Here is a 17,772-nt window from a genome sequence, read left to right on the forward strand (position 1 = left end):
TATCATCATCTGAAGGGGTGATCCTGTGGTAAATGCTATACCAAAAAGCCATATGTCAGAACCCAAAATATATCCCAATATTGTCATGATTTGAGAGAATATTTTGTTGACGGGTAGTTAACAGACAAAGAGATGGACAGAGAGCCGGCAGTTAACAGATACTTAACCGGCATGTTAACAGACAGTTGCATCAAAATCAATCAAACCGCAAATCAGGCTCAGATTTGCAATCCGGAAAAATATTTTGTTGACGGGTAGTTCAACACCGGACAAAAAACGACAGAATCAAAAATTAAACAGATTTTTTAGTTCACAGGTAGTTCATGGTAAGTTCACGGTAAGTTCAGCACCGGACAAAAAAAGGAAAAAGGTCACATCACCACCACACCACCACATCCCCACATCCCCACATCACCACATCCCCACATCACCACATCCCCACCACATCCTCACACCCCCACCACATCACCAAATCCATTAAATCCTCATGAAAAGCCCTTATCAAGCGTCTCCTGACTCTCCGGATTTAAACCCGTAACATACACCGACTTACCCTCCTGCTGATACTTGTCAATCACCCTGACAATCGCCTCAACAGCAGAATGGTCCCATATATGCGAACTGACAAAATCAATCTCAATCCTTTCAGGATCGCCGGCATAATCAAAGAGATCAACAAAAGCCGACATAGTCGCGAAGAAGAGCTGGCCCCTTACAGTATAAACCTTAACACCGTCATCCCTGACACTGCCGGAGACAGAAATTGCAGACATCTTCCAGACCATAGCAAGTGCAGCAATCACAACTCCGGTTAAGACACCCTTAGCAAGGTCATGAGTATAGACAACAATCGCGATAGTGACCAGCATAACAAAGGCGTCACTCTTCGGCATCTTTCCGAGATCCTTTAAAGAACTCCACTCAAAAGTCCCGACAGCCACCATAATCATCACCCCGACAAGAGCAGCCATAGGAATCTGAGCGACAAGATCGCCAAGAACAATAATGAGAAATATCAGAAAAAGACCGGCAGTAAGCGACGAAAGCCTGCCCCTCCCTCCGGAAGTGACATTGATAACAGACTGCCCAATCATAGCACAGCCGGCCATCCCGCCAAAAACGCCCGCAACAACATTGGAAATACCCTGACCCTTAACCTCCCGGTCCTTATCACTTTTAGTATCAGTCATCTCATCGACAATAGACGCAGTGAGAAGCGACTCCAAAAGTCCGACAATAACAAGCGTCACCGAATACGGCAGGACAATGAGCAGAGATTCAACAGAGAGAGGCACAGCCGGCAGATGGAATAGAGGCAGTGCACGGGTAATAGTGCCAAGATCGCCAACCGTTAAGACATCAATCCCGGCAGTGATGGTAATTCCGGCCATAACCGCAATTGCGACAAGCGGTGCAGGAACGGCCTTCGTAACCTTTGGCAGAAGAACCACAATCCCGACAGTCGCAGCCGTAATCAGATACACAACAGGCGGCACACCAATCAGAAACGGAATCTGCGAGATAAAAATCAGAATAGCAAGCGAATTTACAAACCCAAGAACAGCAGAATAAGGAATAAACGAGATAAGCCGCCCTACCTTTAAAAATCCAAGACATAACTGCATAATTCCGGTTATAACAGTCGCTAAAAAGAGATACTCAACCCCGAAATCCCGCACCAGGACAACCATCACAAGGGCCATCGAACCTGTCGCAGCCGAGATCATACCCGGCCTTCCGCCTGCAAAAGCAATAACAACAGCAATGCAGAACGATGCATACAGGCCCACCATCGGATCAACCCCTGCAATGATGGAAAACGCAATAGCTTCAGGAATAAGAGCCAGAGCTACTGTAATTCCGGCGAGGAAGTCGCCCCTGACATTTGAAAACCACTCAGCCCTTAATCTCTGCGCGAATGACACCTAAACCTCCAACCTCTCTAAAAATTCACATATAGCCATAATCCATTAATCCAAAGAATATCTGTTTATATTCATAACCGGAAATATACTGCATAAACCGGGCAGAAATTCATAAATCCGGCAGAAAATCCCATCACGGCGGGACTTCCTGAAACTGTAATATATTTATCACCAAAAAAGATAACATTTCCGGACAAACACAGAAAAAACATATTATTAAATGACCCAGACATACGATCCGCACCACATTAAACCAGACAGACAAACAATATTCCGGACACCCGTATAACAGAGAGCATAAAAGCATGAATAATTAAAGCATAACAACAAACAAAAAATTAAACACTATTGCAGATAAGACCTTTAGGGAGACTTAATTTAAATGTATAAAAAAATACTCCTGGCATCAGACGGCTCAGACAACGCAGAACGTGCAGCAAAGGAGGCTGCCGGACTTGCAGAAGAACTGTCATCACAGATAATTCTTACATATATCACCGGCACACCACCCCAGTCAAAACTTGTAAAGGACAATTTCGATGTCCACAAAGTACTGAAAGACGATGCAGAAAAGAAGATAAAACAGACAATATCGGCGCTGACAGAAAAAGAGATCCCATACACACTCAAAGTTGCAATAGGCGACCCTGCCGATGAGATAATACGAATTGCAGAAAAGGAGAAAGCCGACCTGATAATACTCGGCAGCCGCGGACTTGGAACGATAAAAGGCGTCGTTCTTGGGAGTGTTAGCCGGAAAGTCACCCACAGTGCAGAATGCCCCGTCATGATAATAAAATAAAAACTCCACCGGTTTTTTCCGGAAGGAAAAAAACAACCGCATAACAGAAAATATTTACCATATATTAAATCTATAGTATATTATGAATGACCCCTCCTCCGGCAGTTCAAAGATCTCCGTTCTTTATGTGGATGACGAACCGTCACTGCTTGATATCGGAAAGATATTTCTTGAGAGATTTGGGGATTTTAAGGTTACAACCTGCGAAAATGCTGTAGATGCCTTAAAACTGCTGAAACAGAAACAATTCGATGCAGTCATATCAGACTACCAGATGCCGGAATGCGACGGACTCTCATTTCTACGCCACTTCCGCGAGAGAGGCGACAATACACCATTCATCATCTTCACCGGAAAGGGCCGTGAAGATGTCGTAATTGAAGCCTTAAACAGCGGAGCAGACTTTTATCTCCAGAAAGGCGGCAACCCGAAACCGCAGTTTGCAGAACTCGCCAATAAAATACGCTACGCAGTCTCAAAGAAAAAGAGCGAAGAAGCACTGATAAAAAGCGAGGAGAAATACTTCAGCCTCTTCAATAACGCAATACTCGGCATATTCAGGACAACACCGAAAGGAGTCTATCTCGATATAAACCCGGCCTTTGCCCGGATTTACGGCTACAACACCCCAAAGGAGATGATTGATGACATACACAATATCCGCGACCAGTTATATGTAAATCCGGAGGTGAGAGACACCTTCAGGCATATCCTCGATACCAAAGGAGAGGTTAAAAATTTCATAGCGGAAAACAGACATCGTGACGGCCACAGCATCTGGATCTCCATCAATGCCACTGCCATAAAAGATGACAGCAGCGAGGAAATATACTACGAAGGGACAATCGAAGAGATAACTCAGCAGAGAGCCTCAATGGAAGCTCTTGAGCGCCGGATAATTGCCCTGACAAGACCATTTGAGAGCAACGGCGAGATATCATTTGAAGACCTCTTCAGCCGGGACGAGATCCAGCGCCTCCAGGACGAATTTGCGGAAGCGACCGGCGTTGCCTCCGTAATCATACGCCCGGACGGAACACCGGTTACAAAAGCATCCAAATCCACCCGGTTATGCAGCGAAATTCTCCGGAAAACAGAAAAAGGAGTGGAGAACTGCAATAAATCCAATTCAGTCACCGGCAGACCGGACAAAAACGGCCCGACTATCAGCCAGTGCCCCTGCGGACTTATGAGCGCAGGAGCAGGAATTACCGTAAACAACAGGCATATCGCCAGCTGGATCATAGGTCAGGTCAGAAACGAAAACTACTCCGAAGATAAAATACGTGAATATGCACAGGAAATTGGTGCAGACGGGGAAAAAGCAGTTATTGCATACCGGGAAATTGCCTCTGTGCCGGAAGAGCAGTTCAGAAAGATAGCACAGGTCATCTATACCCTCTCAAAAAAACTCTCAGATCTCGCATTCCAGAACGTCTCACAGGCACGGACCATCAGAGACCTCAAAGCAGCCAGAACAGAGCTGTCAGCCAGTGAAGAAAAACTCCGCTCCCTCTTTGAAAACCTTAAGGAGATATACTACATACTTGACGAAAACGGGACAGTCATAGAGATATCGCCAAATATAGAGAGTGTAACCGGATATCCTCCCTCAGAATATACAGGAAGGCCATACTACGAATTTGTCCATCCGGATGACAGAAAAGAGAGAAAAGACCGTTTCCGGGAGATATTATCCGGAAAGATCAGACCGACTGAATTTCGCCTCCTCAGAAGAGACGGCAGTTCAGTCTGGGTAAGAACAGAAGCCCGTCCGGCAATAAAAGACGGACATCTCTCCGGAATTCAGGGAATATTTACAGAGATCGAAGACCTGAAGATGATGGAAGAGAAGCTAAAACATCACTCCAGAACCCTTGCTGCGGTAAATGAGATGATATCAGCCGCAAACAGGGCTAAAGACCTCCCTTCACTCTTTGAAAATATTATTGACAGGACTCTCTCCCTCCTTGATTTCGATGCAGGAGGGATTTATATCATAGATGAGGAGAGCGGGACAGCATCAGTCGTCTGCTCCAGAAATGTCCCACAATTCCTGCTTGAGGAGGCAGGAAAAATAACGGCTGACAGAGAACCCTACTACTCACTGTTTATGAAAGGTGAGACTATAATCACCGACCATTACGAAGAGATATCACCGGAACATGCAGAAAGAAGCGGCTTTTCTTCCATGGCAAGTGTCCCCCTGGTATCAAAAGGCAGGGTAATAGGTGCACTGAATGTCGCCGGCAAAAAACGGCATGAGATTACAGACGAAGAAAGGGAGACTCTCATCTCTGCCGGAGAGTCACTTGGCAGTACAATTGAGAGGTTCACGGCCGAGGATAAACTCCGGAAGAGCGAAGAGCAGTACAGGGCGATATATGACAATTCCACGATTGCAATCGAGCTTTTCGATTCAGCCGGAAGGCTCATCCATGTAAACCCGGCATGCCTTGAGATATTCGGCGTCAGTGACATTGAAGATATCAAAGGTTTCCCGCTCTTTGAGGACCCCAATGTCACTGATGAGCATAAGGAAAAACTGCTCAGGGGTGAGACTGTACGCTACGAAGTTGAATTTGATTTTGATACGGTCATCTCGCTAAATCTCTATCCGACAATAAAGAGTGGTTCTGCCTGGCTGGACGTCCTGATAACACCCCTAAAAACAGATGACGGTACAGTTACAGGCTATCTTGTCCACGTCCAGGACATAACAGATAAGAAAGTTGTGGAGGATACAATAAAAAAATCCGAAGAGAAATACCGCAGTCTTGCAGAGAACTCTCCGGTTGGCATCCTCACCTGTGACAGAGAGGGCACAATTACGTATGTGAACCAAAGGGTTGCAGAGATTCTCGGCTCTCCGGGAATTGAGAAGACGGCTGAGATAAATCTCCTGCACACTAAAAATCTGATAGTTTCAGGCTTTGCAGATATTTTAAGAGATGTCATTGATACAGGAAAGCCGGTCTTAAAAACTGAGATGAAGTACATCTCCGTCTGGGGCAGGGAAGTTTATCTAAGAATTCATATAATTCCGCTCCAGACCGGCAGAAATACCAGAGGGGCAATGATAATCATAGATGACATCACTGAGAGAAAAAGGACTGAGAAAGCTCTGCTCATCTCAAACAAAAAACTCCAGCTCCTCTCCGGAATCACCAGGCATGACATCCTCAACCATGTTATGGTCATCGGCGGGTATCTTGATCTCGCAGGGAATAAGGAGATGGGGGAGAAACTTAAGGGATACTGCAATAATATCCGTATAGCAAACGATGCAATAAAACGGCAGATCGAATTTACACGGGAATATGATGAACTTGGTGCAAAAGAGCCGGACTGGTACAGCCCATGCCCGTCAGCAGATAAAAACGGGAGAGGGCCGGTAAATATAACCTGCGAATGTGAAGATATTGAGATATTTGCCGACCCGATGATAGAGAAGGTCTTTTACAACCTCTATGACAATACCATCCGGCACAGCAGAGGTGCGGATGAGATAAGAATTTCATGCGGACCAAAAGGAGGAAAGACCGGTGAAACAGGACATCCGGACTGCCTGATTATCTTTGAGGACAACGGGTGCGGAGTTTTAGATGAGATGAAGGAGAGGATATTTGAGCGTGGTGTCGGTGAAAATACCGGGCTTGGCCTCTTTTTGATCCGTGAAATACTTGCCATTACAGGAATTACTATCCGGGAGAACGGGGTGCACGGAAAAGGTGCACGCTTTGAGATGACTGTTCCTGCCGGTGCATGGAGAATCCAGGAAGGCCCGGATATTGATAATCAGCCATAAAAATATCCATTAAACATTTAAAACCCTCTGTTTTTACCGCATTCAGCACAATAGAAAATTACCACCCCATTCACTGTTAATTCATCAGCAGAACTTCTCTTTTACAGACAAGTCGCAATCTGACAGACCAATGCGCACATCAATAATGATATTTTATTAACTAAGCAGGACAATATAACAGACAGCACAGTCTGAACATGAATAATACAGATCAGGGATTATTGTGAATAAGGAAGAGAACAAAGTGGCAAAGGAGATAATATCAGTCCTTTATATTGACGATGAACTGATCTTTCTTAAGGCAGGACAGATATATCTGGAGTTCAACAATGATTTTAAAGTTACAGCCTGCGAAAGCGCTGCTAAAGCCCTAAAGCTTCTGTCAGATGAGAAATTTGACGCAATAATATCAGATTACCAGATGCCGGGGATGTCCGGTACAGAATTACTCCGGCAGATAAGAGCCGGAAGTGACAAAACCCCGTTTATTATCTTCACCGGAAAAAGCCGTGAAGAGGTCGCCATTGAAGCCTTAAACAGTGGTGCAGACTTTTTTCTCCAGAAAGGCGGCGAACCTAAATCACAGTTTTCAGAACTTGCCAATAAAGTGAGATACGCAGTATCAAAGAAGAGAAATGAGGATAAACTCAAAATAAAAAATGAAGAACTCCTTGCCGCAAACAGCCGCCTTGAAGCCACTGAAGAGAGACTCCGGCAGCAGCTCAAAGAGAACATCAGCGCCAGAAATGAACTTTCAGAATTAAATGACTACTTAAACAGACTGATTGAAAACGCAAACGCCCCGATAATCGTCTGGGACAGTGACCTTGTAATTACCCGTTTTAACCGTGCATCTGAAGAGCTTACCGGAATTTTGGCCGATGAAGCAATCGGAGAAGAGATCGGGATAATATTTCCGGATGATAAAAAAGAGGAATATACAGAAAATATCTGCCAGTCTGTAGCAGGAAGAGAACCGGTAATGACCGAAATTCCGGTGAAAAACCGCCCTGGCATTATAAAGACCGTCATCTGGAATACAGCAGAAATAAAAGAGAATAGCAGAAGCAGAGCAAAGGCGTTCATAGCACAGGGCCAGGACATTACAGAACGCAGGCAGGCGGAGTCTGAACTAAAGGAGAGCGAAGAGCGCCACAGGGCAATTATCCAGACCACAATGGACGGGTTCTGGACAATCGGACTTCCGGAGAAGAGACTGACCGATGTCAATGAGACATACTGCACAATGTCAGGTTACACCAGGGACGAAATTCTGGCCCAGGGTATTAACGACCTTGACGCATATGAAAATCCGGCTGAGACCGCCAGACGTATCAGGCGCATAACTGAGAATGGTTCTGAGATATTTGAAGCAAAACACCAGAGAAAAGACGGTAGTATCTTTGATGTAGAGATCTCTGCATCTTATCTCGAAGATAAAGGAGGCATTATAATCTGCTTCTGCCGGGATATTACCGGAAGAAAAGAGACCGAAGAGGCATTAAGAAAGAGCGAGGAGAAGTTCAGGAGCTATATAGAAAATGCTCCGGACGCTATATTCATAACCGACAAAGAGGGCAGGTATATTGACGTCAATCCGGCCGCATCTGAGATGACCGGATATACGCAGTCTGAGATGCTTAATATGACAGTCTCCGACCTTGCCTCACCCAATGCCCCGCAGGAGACAGTTGCGTCCTTTATAAAACTGAAAGAAGAAGGTTCAGTGCAGGGTGAACTGCTTCTCCAAAGAAAGGACGGGACTGATTTTTATGCAATGCTCAAGGCGGTTGCCCTGGATGAAGATCGCTATATGGGATTTTGTTCTGATATTACAGAGCTTAAAATTACTGAGGCAGAACTGATTAAAACACGGGAAGATCTAAGGGAAGCCCACAGGCTTTCAGAGATTGGTATCTGGGACTGGGATATTAAAACCGACACTATAACCTGGTCAGAGGAGATTTACACCATAACCGGCATTGACCCGTCAGTGAAGCCGCCGTCATATCCCGACCTTACAGATATATACACGGAGAAAAGCCAGGCAATACTCAGTTCTGCCGTTAAAAAAGCGCTTGAATACGGGGAGTCATATTCCGCAGAACTTGAACTCATAAGGCCGGACGGGACAATACGCTTTGTTCATGCATTTGGCGGCGTAAAGAAGAGCGGTGACGGCACAGTCACCGGGCTTCACGGGACACTGCAGGATATAACTGAAAGAAAGAAGGCCGAGATAGAACTTGCAGACCAGAAAAGAAGGCTTAGTGCCATAATCTCCGGAACAAACGTTGGAACCTGGGAATGGAATGTTATGACAGGAGAGGCGATATTCAACGAGCGTTGGGCAGAGATTATCGGCTATACCCTTGAGGAGATCTCCCCCGTATCTATCAGGACATGGATGAAATATGCCCATCCTGACGACCTTGAAGAGAGCAACCGCCTGATGGAGAGGCATTTTAAGAAAGAGACGGACTATTACCAGTTTGAATCACGGATGCGGCATAAAGACGGCCACTGGGTATGGGTGCTTGATCGCGGAAAGGTTACAGAATGGACAGATGACGGCAGACCTGTCTGGATGTACGGGACACATCTTGACATTACCCGGAGAAAGAGGGCCGAAGAGGAACTCCGGAAGAGTGAAGAGAAGTACCGGGACCTTGCAGATAATGCCCCTGTGGGTATAATTGCCTCAGACAGGAATGGGAAAATTCTCTATGCGAACCGGAGGGTTCCTGAGATCCTTGGCTCTACCGGTATTGATATGAGATATGACCTGAATCTGCTGGAAAATAATATCGTCATAAAATCAGGTTTTTCAAAGCTGTTACGGGACGTTATTGAGAGCGGAGAGGGCATATTCAATTTTGAGATGGAGCATCTCTCCCCAGCCGGAAATGAGCTGTATTTAAGGCTGCATGTAATTCCGGTAATGAAAGATAGAGATGTTACCGGAGTCAGGATAATTCTTGACGACATCACTGACAGAAAAAGAAATGAAGAGGCTTTGCGTATTGCCAATAATAAACTTCAGATGCTCAATTCGATAACCCGGCATGATATACTCAATCAGGTTACAGGTTTGCATTCTTTTATCGATCTGACCGGGAGAAAAAATTCAGAACCTGTTATTTCTGAATATCTGGCGATTATGAAAGAGGCCGCCATGACAATTCAGAACCAGATTGAATTTACAGGTGAATATAACATGCTTGGCTCAGGTGACACTGCATGGTTCAGGCTCTCTGAAGTCTTAGAAGATGCGGCTGTTGGCCCTGTACCTGTGAAATCCGAATGCAAAGATATTGAGATTTTTGCAGACCCGATGGTTGAGAAGGTCTTTTACAACCTCTATGACAATACCCTCAGGCATGGCAGGGGAGTGGATGAAGTATGTATATCAGTAATTCTGCCAAAAGAACCTGTCAGAGATGAAAATACCGATATTAAAGCAGATTATTCAGCACCCGGAGATAAAAGAGATGGCTGTGTCATCATCTGGGAGGACAACGGGTGCGGAGTTTTAGATGAGATGAAGGAGAAGATCTTTAAGCGTGGTGTCGGTGCAAATACCGGACTTGGCCTCTTTTTGATCCGTGAAATCCTTGCCATTACCGGAATTACTATCCGGGAGAACGGGGTGCACGGAAAAGGTGCACGCTTTGAGATGACTGTTCCTGCCGGTGCTTGGAGAACTGAGAAAGATATTAATACAATCTCGCCGGACATTTAATAATGAACGGTTCAGAGTCCTCAGACCAGCCGGTATCAATATTATATGTGGATGACGAACCGGTACTTCTTGATGCAGGAAAGTTATATATTGAGCATACCGGAAATTTTACTGTCACAACCTGCGATAATGCGTCTGATGCCTTAAATCTGCTGACAGAGAATAAATACGACGCCATAATATCAGACTACCAGATGCCGGAATGTGACGGCATCTCATTTTTAAAAATACTCCGCGGACGCGGAGATGATACTCCGTTTATAATCTTCACAGGGAAAAGCCGCGAAGAGATAGTAATTGAAGCCTTAAACAGCGGCGCAGACTTTTATCTCCAGAAGGGCGGTGAACCGAGGTCACAGTTTGCCGAACTCACCAATAAGATACATTATGCGGTCTCAAAGAGGAAGGGGGAAGAGGCGCTCCGGAAGAACGAAGAACTCTTCAGGGGACTTTTTGATACAATCACAAGCGGTTCTGCCATCTATGAGGTCAAAAACGATGGCAGATGCGGCAGAGATTACATTGTCAGGGACTTTAACCGGATGGCACTTGAGATTGAGGGCAGAACAAAATCTGAAGTGGTGGGAAAGAGCCTCTTAGACCTCCGCCCGAATATTGACGAATACGGGCTGATTCCGGTCTTTCAGAGGGTCTGGAAGACAGGTGTCCCGGAATATTACCCCGAGAAGGCATATACTGATGACAAATATGCCAGCTGGTACGACAACCGGGTCTTTTGTCTCCAAACCGGAGAGATCGTCTCGGTATATAACGATGTAACCGACCGGGTAAAGGCAGATGTGGAACTTAAGGAGAGCGAGGATTACCTGAAGAAAGTTCTGCATACGGCAAGGGACGGCTTTGTCGTAATTGACGGGGAGGGGAGAATTAAGGATGTAAACGAGGCCTACTCTGCAATGACGGGTTATTCGCCGGAGGAACTTTTGGACATGAATATCACTGATATCGATGCAGAGGAGACCTTCGAACATACCCTGGCAAGGATTGAGAGTATCAGGAGCAGATCTGAGCTTTTTGAAACTGCCCACAAAAAGAAAGACGGCAGTCTCATCGATATTGAAGTCTCGGCAACCTGGCTGGATACTCACGGCGGAGAGGTAATCTGCTTCTGCCGGGATATTACAGGACGCAGGCAGGCAGAAAGGGCACTACGGGAGAGCGAGGCGCATTTCAGGGACCTCTTCAGAAATCACGCCGCAGTCAAGATGGTCATTGATCCAAAGGACGGCAGGATAACTGACGCCAACCCGGCAGCGGTAAAGTTCTACGGGTGGAGTGAGGAGGAACTTAAGCGGATGAGAATTCATGATATCAATACCCTCACACCTGAAGAGATAGACCGGGAGATAAAGAGAGCAACAGAAGAGGGGAAGATTCATTTTGAGTTCCGCCACAGGCGTGCTGACGGTTCGGTCCGGGATGTTGACGTGTACAGCACAAAAATCACAATAAACAAAAAAACTCTGCTGTACTCTATCATCCATGATATTACCGAACGTAAACAGGCAGAATCGGCCCTTATACGTACTAACCGCCAGCTAAACCTCCTGTCCGGCATAACCCGCCATGATATCCTCAACAAGGTCATGGTGCTTCAGGCATTCCTTGAATTCGCCGGTGAGAACTGTGCCGATAATACCCGGTGTGGGCATCTGAAGAAGGCCTCTGATGCAGCTTCTGCAATTCAGCGCCAGATTGAGTTCACACGCGAGTATGAACAGCTTGGCGTTCATGAACCGGTGTGGCTCCCAGTAGCCGCTCTTCTTGAGAAGATAGATGATAGACAGTTCCCCATAACATGCAGCTGCCCCGAGGTCTTAATCTATGCAGACCCGATGGTGGAGAAGGTCTTTTACAATCTATATGACAATACTGTCCGGCATGCAGAAGGGGCAACCGGGATCTCTGTATCATGCAGGCCGGCAGATTCAGCCTTTGTAATCATCTGGGAGGATGACGGATGCGGTGTGCCGGACGATATGAAGGAGAAGATCTTTAAGCGTGGTGTCGGTGCGAATACGGGACTTGGTCTATTCCTTATTAGAGAAATCCTTGCCATCACAGGAATTACTATCCGGGAGAACGGGGTGCACGGAAAAGGTGCACGCTTTGAGATGACTGTTCCTGCCGGTGCATGGAAATATGAGTGATCTTCAGACGGGACTGTATTTTTCGGAATTTTTAACGCAACATTTTATCCGGTGAAAAAGAGAAACAGTCAGAAAGAACTTCTTTCTGATATAGCCGGATTCAGTCAGCAAGTACCCCGCAAGCACCCCGCAAGCACCCCGCAAGCACCCCGCAAGCACTTGGCAAGACGGAATAACTTTTTTTTTGAAGTAAGAGAGAGAGCAGCCCTTTTTTTGCCTCTCATCTGCCGCTTATGCCAGTCCGCCATGCCGAGAATATATAATATATGCGGACAATAACACTAACCGGGAGGAGATCAGGTCAGATTGCAGATACAGATATGAATACAGAAGATATATCGGGGGAAAAAGGATTAATCTCTGTTCTTTACGTGGATGACGAGGCAATACTTCTGAAGGGCGGGAAAATATTCCTTGAAAAGAGCGGAGAAATCACAGTTACAACCTGCGATAACGCAGAGGATGCTATAAAACTGATATCAGAAAAACCATTTGACGCAATAATATCCGACATCCAGATGCCCGGACTGGACGGGATATCCTTCCTTAGCCATATCCGGAAACGCGGCGACAATACGCCGTTTATAATCTTCACCGGCAAAGGTAGCGAAGAACTTATTATTGAAGCCTTAAACAGCGGTGCAGACTATTACCTTGAGAAAGGAAGAGATCCAAAAGGGCAGTTTAAAAAACTGACAGAACAGGTCAAACATCTCGCTGACAGAAAGAGAAGTGAGGCACTGGCCCAGTCCTTCTTTTATACAAACAGCGATATGATGTTTGTCAAAGATGAAAATTTCAGATATATCACAGCAAATGATGCAAACCTGAAATTTTTTGGCATCAGCCACGACAAACTCATGAATAAGACCGATTACGACCTGATGGCGCCGGACGCTGCTGCAGAATGCCTCGAATCAGATAAAAAAGCTCTTTTTACCGGAAAAAAGGTGGTTTCAGAGGAGACTTACGGCAAACGAATCTATGAGACCACAAAATTCCCGATAAAAATCGCCCATAACAGGACAGGAGTCGCAGGAATAATCCGGGACATAACTGACATAAAAGAGGTATCTTACAAACTCAGTGAAATTGAGCACCTGAACCGGCATATCATAGATGCAATCCCCGACATACTCATACGGTGCAAAGAGGACGGAACCCTGGCTGACATCCGGACACCTGACGAGAGCCGCCTGATTGTACCAAGAGAAGAGAGCCTTGGAAAGGCCATAACCGAAGTGATTCCCGGCGAACTCGGCATAATACTGATGGAAAAGATCAGGTCGGCACTGGAGAATGAAAATATTGAAAAGATCGAATATCCGGTTGAAACACCCGCCGGACTATCATATTATGAAGCCAGGATAATCCCGTACCTCAAAGATGAGATTCTCGCACTTATCCGTGATATAACCGACAAGTGGGAGGCTGAAGAAGAGCTTAAAAGAAAGAACGAAGAGCTTTCGGCCGCCGAAGAGGAGCTGAGACAGCAGGTTGACGAGATTGTCAATGCCCGCAATGAACTCTCTGAAACAAACGAATATCTAAACAGCCTTATAAATTATGCAAATGCCCCGATAATAGTCTGGGACGCTGACCTCACAATCACACGCTTCAATAAGGCCGCAGAGTACCTCACCGGAATTTTAGCCGGTGACGCTCTCGGCAAAAACCTTCAGATACTCTTCCCAAAAGAGAAGAGGGAAGCGTCCATGGAGACTGTCCGGCAGGCTATGGCAGGCAGATGGCTGAAAGGAGAAGAAATTCCCGTCCGGAACCTCTCTTCAGGAGATGTCAAAAACGTCATCTGGAATTCTGCAAATATTCTGAACCGGGACGGCTCAAAACTGATTTCAGTCATCGCACAGGGGCAGGACATCACTGAACGCAAGCGGGCAGAGCTTGAGCTTAAAGAGAGTGAAGAGAAATTTAAGCAGCTCTTTGAGAATATGAGCAGCGGGGTGGCAGTTTTACGTCCGGATGACAACGGTGAGGATTTCGTCTTTGTCGATATAAATAAAGCTGCTGAGGAGATAGACAGAATTAAAAGAGAGGATGTAATCGGAAAGAAAGTAACAGAAATTTTTCCGGGAGTAAAGGACCTGGGACTGTTTGATATTTTTAAAGAAGTTGCAAAGACAGGCAGACCGGCATTTCACCCGACAGGAGAGTACAGGGACGACAGGATCTACGGCTGGCGGGAGAACAGAGTGTACAGGCTGCCGTCCGGCCTTATAGTCGCAGTATATAACGACATCACTCCTTTGAAACAGGCAGAGGAGGAACTTAAGGGAAGCGAAGAGAAGTTCAGGAGCTATATCGAAAATGCTCCGGTAGGGGTTTTCATTACAGATAAAGAGGGACGCTACATTGACGTCAATCCCGCTGCGGCTGAGATGACCGGCTACTCCATGGAAGAGATGCTGAATATGACAGTCCGGGACCTTGCCTCACCCAATGCCCCGCCAAAGACTGTTTTGTCCTTTATAAAATTGAGAGATGAAGGCTCAGTAGAGAGCGAATTACTACTCAGAAGAAAGGACGGGACTGATTTTTATTCAATGCTAAAGGCAGTTGCGCTGGACAAAGACCGCCTGATAGGGTTCTGCTCAGATATTACAGAACTTAAAGAGACCGAAGACGAACTGAAAAGAAAGAACGAAGAGCTTGGGGCCGCCGAGGAGGAGCTGCGCCAGCAGCTTGACGAACTTGTGCAGGCACAGGAGAGGCTTGAAGAGAGGGAGGCATACATAAGAGCAGTAGTTGACAATATCCCGGTCGGGATAGCTGTAAATTCAGTGACCTCTGAGGTTAAGTTTGAATACCACAATGAAAACTTCCTGAAATATTACAGGATTACTGCAAAGGACCTTGATGAACCGGACAGATTCTGGGAGAGTGTATATAAAGATCCGGACTTCAGAGATGAGATAAAAAACAGAGTCCTGACAGATATAAAAAGCGGTGACCAGAACCGGATGCACTGGGAAGAGATACCCATAACACGTCCCGGAGAGGAGACCACCTACATTAACGCAGGAAACATTCCGCTTGAGAAAGACGGTTCTCTCATCTCAATGGTCTGGGACGTAACGGAAGAGAAGAGGTCAAAGGATCAGATCAACCTGCACCTCTTACGGGTAAAGTCTCTACTGGGCCTTCACAGAATTTCTGACCGGGAGGATGCGGAGATACTGGACTATGCACTTGAAAACAGTATTTCCATGACGGAGAGCCGTTACGCATTTATTGGCATTATATCACCGGACGAATCCGGGATGTCCATACACAGGTGGTCCGGGAGTGTTATGCAGGAATGCAGTGTTAAGGACAGACCAATACATTTCCCAGTCGCATCTGCCGGAATCTGGAGTGAATGTGTCAGAAAGCGTGCCCCGTTTGTAGTCAATGACTACTCGGCCCCCCATCCTGAAAAACACGGCTGCCCCAAAGGGCATGTCGAGGTAACCCGCTTCCTTTCCGTTCCGATATTTGACGGCAACAGGATTGCAGCGGTAATTGCGGTTGCGAACAAAGAGGACGATTACCGGGAAGATGACGTCAATGCCGCTGTAAGTCTTGGCAATATGATGTGGGAGATATTCCGGAACAGAAGAGCACAGGAGAAGATCGAAGAGAGTGAGAGCCGCCTGCGTGCCATCGTTGACAATCTGCCGCGTGGTGCCATCCATATCATGGACAGGGATCTCTGCTATGTATTCAGTGCAGGGCCTGAACTTGAAAAGAATAAACTCTCCAATGACTTCCTCGCCGGAAAGTCATTATATGACGTCCTTGACCCGGACAATGCCGGAATCATAGCCTCTGCCCTGAAATCTGTCTTTGATGGAGGTGAAAATGTCACAACCGAAGCGAAATTCTCCGGACAGGACTTCCTTGTGCAGATGGCGCCGCTTAGAGACCCGGACGGCAGGATCAACCGCGTGATAGAGCTGTCTGTCAATATTACCCAGGAAAAGGAGGCAGAAGAGAAACTCAAAAAACAAAAAGAGCTTTTCAAACGGACTTTTGAATCGCTCCAGGATGCAGGATTTGTCCTCGGTGCCGAACCTGCCGTTATTCTGGCTGTAAACAGTGCTGCCGTCTCGCTCTTTGGCTACAACCGCGGGGAGACTGTCGGGAAGACGACAGATTTCCTGCATGTGGATAAGGCATCATCTGAGGAGTATGGCAGGCATATTTATCAATATATAAAGGATGAGATGAAGATACCCAGGTTTGAGTTCCGGATGAGAAGAAAGGACGGTTCCGTCTTCCCTGCCGAACATTCGATAACCCCTCTGTATGATTCCGGCGGAGAAATTTCAGGATGGGTACTCATTATCCGGGATATTACTGACAGAAAGGAGACGGAGAAACGCGAGAGAAAAGCCCTTGAGCAGATTGAGGAGAATATGGAGCAGCTTGCAACCCTGAATGACCAGATCAGAAACCCGCTTGCCGTTATATCGGGCTATGTGGAGATTAAATGTCCGGATATATCAACAGAGATAGATGAGCAGGTAAAGCTTATTGATGATATCGTTGCAAGGCTTGATGCCGGATGGATACGTTCAGAGAAGATCTGGGAGTATTTAAAGACGCATTACGGGATTGGAGGCATAAATCCGGAGGAGATGAGATGAAAAAAATTATGATGTGTGATGATGACAGGTCTGTGAGAGGCCTTTTCCAGAAAATACTGGAAGGTATGGGATATTCGGTAACTGTTGCAGAAAGCGGCAGTGAAGCAATTCAGGCTCTCTCCCAAGAACTGCCTGATCTTGTACTGCTGGACATTATGATGGAGCCGATGGACGGATGGGAGGTGCTCTGCCGGATTAGGGAGGACGAACGGACAAAGGATGTCCCTGTGATTGTCTTCACCGGAAAGATGCCTCTTCCGGAGGAAATTGACAGATATGGGAAGCTTCTGCACGGTTTTGCAATGAAGCCTCTGCGAAGGAAGGCTTTTGAGGATATCGTCACCGGGTATTTCAGAGAAGATGATAATATTGCGGCTTTCTGTGAGAAGGCGCTTGATTCCGGGGCTGACGAAGAGGCCGTGAGTGAATATGCTGCTCTTCGCAATAATGTCAGGGTGCTTGGCGAGATGTTTACCTATCTTGAGAAGATAATAATCTCAAATCCAAAGCCGGGCGATGAACAGAATCCGGAGGTACTGAAGGTACGTGAACTTCTGGAAGAGAAGGAGAAGCGCCTCCATGAACTTGGGAATATTCTGAAGTGAATTCCCGGAGAGCATATTTCCAACCATAATTCCGGGGAATAACCATTTACTAAATATTCCGGTTTAATCT

At 46.3% G+C, this 17,772-nt stretch carries 7 protein-coding genes; 6 read left to right on the forward strand and 1 reads right to left on the reverse strand.

Going from position 1 to position 17,772, the window contains the following annotated elements; all coding sequences use genetic code 11:
• Positions 1 to 485 precede the first annotated feature (485 nt).
• Positions 486 to 1,925, reverse strand: a complete 1,440-nt coding sequence (locus METLIM_RS10690) for a SulP family inorganic anion transporter (protein WP_004078465.1) — start codon at positions 1,923 to 1,925, stop codon at positions 486 to 488.
• A gap of 382 nt (positions 1,926 to 2,307) precedes the next feature.
• Here METLIM_RS10690 and METLIM_RS10695 point away from each other — a divergent pair, with 382 nt between their 5' ends.
• The 6 genes from METLIM_RS10695 (at position 2,308) to METLIM_RS15715 (ending at position 17,702) form a co-directional block, all read left to right on the forward strand.
• A complete protein-coding gene (locus METLIM_RS10695; RefSeq protein ID WP_004078466.1) occupies positions 2,308 to 2,727 on the forward strand; it encodes a universal stress protein in 420 nt (139 codons plus the stop codon).
• Between the two features lie 82 nt (positions 2,728 to 2,809).
• Positions 2,810 to 6,535 carry a PAS domain S-box protein gene (locus METLIM_RS15705; RefSeq protein ID WP_004078467.1) on the forward strand — a complete coding sequence of 1,242 codons (3,726 nt, stop codon included), beginning with the start codon at positions 2,810 to 2,812 and terminating at the stop codon, positions 6,533 to 6,535.
• 223 nt (positions 6,536 to 6,758) lie between these two features.
• Positions 6,759 to 10,277 carry a PAS domain S-box protein gene (locus tag METLIM_RS10710; RefSeq protein WP_004078468.1) on the forward strand — a complete coding sequence of 1,173 codons (3,519 nt, stop codon included), beginning with the start codon at positions 6,759 to 6,761 and terminating at the stop codon, positions 10,275 to 10,277.
• 2 nt (positions 10,278 to 10,279) lie between these two features.
• Complete coding sequence (locus tag METLIM_RS15710; RefSeq protein WP_004078469.1) at positions 10,280 to 12,448, forward strand: hybrid sensor histidine kinase/response regulator; 2,169 nt, start codon at positions 10,280 to 10,282, stop codon at positions 12,446 to 12,448.
• Positions 12,449 to 12,768: 320 nt separating this feature from the next.
• Complete coding sequence (locus METLIM_RS10720; protein WP_217177971.1) at positions 12,769 to 17,097, forward strand: PAS domain S-box protein; 4,329 nt, start codon at positions 12,769 to 12,771, stop codon at positions 17,095 to 17,097.
• Positions 17,094 to 17,702: a response regulator gene (locus METLIM_RS15715; RefSeq protein WP_004078471.1), complete on the forward strand. Its 609-nt coding sequence runs from the start codon at positions 17,094 to 17,096 to the stop codon at positions 17,700 to 17,702. Before METLIM_RS10720 ends, METLIM_RS15715 begins: the two co-directional genes overlap by 4 nt.
• The last annotated feature ends 70 nt before the right edge of the window (positions 17,703 to 17,772 follow it).

This window comes from Methanoplanus limicola DSM 2279, from assembly GCF_000243255.1.
GTDB classification, from domain to species: Archaea; Halobacteriota; Methanomicrobia; order Methanomicrobiales; family Methanomicrobiaceae; genus Methanoplanus; species Methanoplanus limicola.

Excerpts from the sequence above, each read along its gene's own strand:
- METLIM_RS10695 (WP_004078466.1), top strand. The coding sequence starts at position 2,308 with ATGTATAAAAAAATACTCCTGGCATCAGACGGCTCAGACAACGCAGAA.
- METLIM_RS15705 (WP_004078467.1), top strand. The coding sequence starts at position 2,810 with ATGAATGACCCCTCCTCCGGCAGTTCAAAGATCTCCGTTCTTTATGTG.
- METLIM_RS15710 (WP_004078469.1), top strand. The coding sequence starts at position 10,280 with ATGAACGGTTCAGAGTCCTCAGACCAGCCGGTATCAATATTATATGTG.
- METLIM_RS10720 (WP_217177971.1), top strand. The coding sequence starts at position 12,769 with ATGAATACAGAAGATATATCGGGGGAAAAAGGATTAATCTCTGTTCTT.
- METLIM_RS15715 (WP_004078471.1), top strand. The coding sequence starts at position 17,094 with ATGAAAAAAATTATGATGTGTGATGATGACAGGTCTGTGAGAGGCCTT.